3 protein-coding genes are annotated in these 1,830 nt (G+C 66.1%); 2 read left to right on the plus strand and 1 reads right to left on the minus strand.

All coding sequences use genetic code 11. The annotated features are described in order from the left end of the window. On the minus strand, window positions 1-323 hold a 323-nt coding region (locus Aco03nite_RS52350; protein ID WP_203810760.1), incomplete at its 3' end, for a helix-turn-helix domain-containing protein. Window positions 324-480: 157 nt separating this feature from the next. Between Aco03nite_RS52350 and Aco03nite_RS52355 the strand changes: the two genes are divergently transcribed. Further along, window positions 481-945 carry a glycine-rich domain-containing protein gene (locus tag Aco03nite_RS52355; RefSeq protein ID WP_203810762.1) on the plus strand — a complete coding sequence of 155 codons (465 nt, stop codon included), beginning with the start codon at window positions 481-483 and terminating at the stop codon, window positions 943-945. Between the two features lie 186 nt (window positions 946-1,131). After that, entirely contained in the window at window positions 1,132-1,815 is a 684-nt protein-coding gene (locus Aco03nite_RS52360; RefSeq protein ID WP_203810764.1) for a phosphotransferase, read from the plus strand. The last annotated feature ends 15 nt before the right edge of the window (window positions 1,816-1,830 follow it).

A 1,830-nucleotide genomic window follows, 5' to 3' on the forward strand; every position in this document is an offset into this window, starting at 1 on the left:
CCCAGAGTAGCTGCCTGCGTAGTGAGAGCTTCGGCTGGTGACGCGTGTCGGGCGAGTCCCACGTATTCGGTAGGGATTCCGAGCAGCAGAGCCAGATCTCGGCGCACCTCGACCTGGTCAATGGGTGGATGCTCACGTTCGACCCGCGAAAGGGTCGAGGCCGAGCAGCCATACAGATTGCCGAGTTGTTCGAGGGTGAGGCCAGCGGCCCGGCGGGCGAGTCTGATGACAGCGCCAGGTTGATCATCGCGGACCGCCCTTGCCAGGGCGGGAGACGCCCACACCTGGTGGGTCGGCGGGACGAGCGGATGCTGTGCGTCCATACCGGAACGGTATCGGCTGTAATCGATCGAGGCACAAATGACTTTGCAGGCCCTGCAAACCGCTGTCACCTTCTGCAATCAGCATATTGCTCATGGCGGCCGATGAGACTTCATGGATGCAGGAACGGCAACCCGCCGTTGCTGACAGGAGGATCCGATGCCCATCATTCCCCCCACCGTCACCATCACGACCCCGGCACTGATCAACGGAAAATCGCTGATCTCCGATGGCCTGCTCGCCAGGCTGACCACTCGCATCGCCGACGAACACCCTGAACTGGCACCGGACATGCCAACTCGGATCATGGACCAGGCCCTGGCGTTCCTGGGCACCTGTGCTGTAGCGACCCGGCCGATCGGCCCGAGCGACACCGTCGACATCGGCTGGCACACGTTCATCCTCTACACCACCGAGTACGCCGAGTTCTGCGCCCGGATCGCGGGCCGCTTCATCCATCACGTGCCGGACGACGACCCGGTCGTGTCGCCTGTTCAGGTGAAACTCGCCGACGTCGTCGAGACGATCACCGCGGCTGGCTACCGCGTCGACCCTGAGCTGTGGCCGCTGACGATGCGGGTCGACTGCTCGCAGTGCCACTCAGGCTGCCACGACGGGAACTAGCACCAGCCCTTCCGGCGGTGGGGGCGCGGCGTAGCCTGATCGGCGCCGCGCCCTACGCCACCGGGAGGACTCGCTGTGCCTCAGCTCCACTGGCACCAGCTACCCGCGCCGGCCCGAGCCTCCGTCGAGGCCCGGGCCGGCACCGTTGAACGGGTAACCACCGTACAGGCGGGTTCGGTCGCCGACTTGACGGCGATCCTGCACACCAGCAAAGGCGAGACCTTCTGCAAAGCCGTACGAGAGACACATCGGCTGGCGTGGCTGCACCGCCGTGAGGCCGAGCTCAACCCACACCTGCCCGACCTCGTACCGCGGCTGCAGTGGCACGTCGAAGCAGCCGGATGGATCATGCTCGGTTTCGACAAGGCACCGGGACGGCACGTGAACGTGGCGCCCGGATCGCCCGACCTGCCACGCCTGGCAGCCACCCTGAGCGTCATTGCCGCCACCCCGGCACCACGACCTCCGGTACGGATCCAACCGGCGACAACCCGATGGGCCGACTACCTACCCCCGGAGGTAGTCGACGGCGACACCCTCGTACATACCGACATGAGCACAGCGAATTTCCTGGTCGACCCGTATTCGATCTCGGTGGTCGACTGGGCGATGCCCTGCCGCGGAGCCCCCTGGCTCGACACGACACTCATGATCGCCCGTCTGATCCGCGCCGGCCACACCCCAGCGCAGGCAGAACAGTGGGCAGCACAAGTACCTGCATGGCGCGACGGCCCGCCGGATGCCATCACCGCGTTCGCCACGGCGTGCGCTGCACGAAGCGCCGAATGGGCCGAGCAGCACCCGGCACCACACTTTCGAGAACTCGCCGACGCCGGCCACGACTGGGTCCGCTACCGGCGCCAGTCGTGAACCACTGTCAGAGTT

It is taken from the genome of Actinoplanes couchii (assembly GCF_016862075.1).
Lineage (GTDB): Bacteria > Actinomycetota > Actinomycetes > Mycobacteriales > Micromonosporaceae > Actinoplanes > Actinoplanes couchii.

Excerpts from the sequence above, each read along its gene's own strand:
- Aco03nite_RS52355 (WP_203810762.1), top strand. The coding sequence starts at position 481 with ATGCCCATCATTCCCCCCACCGTCACCATCACGACCCCGGCACTGATC.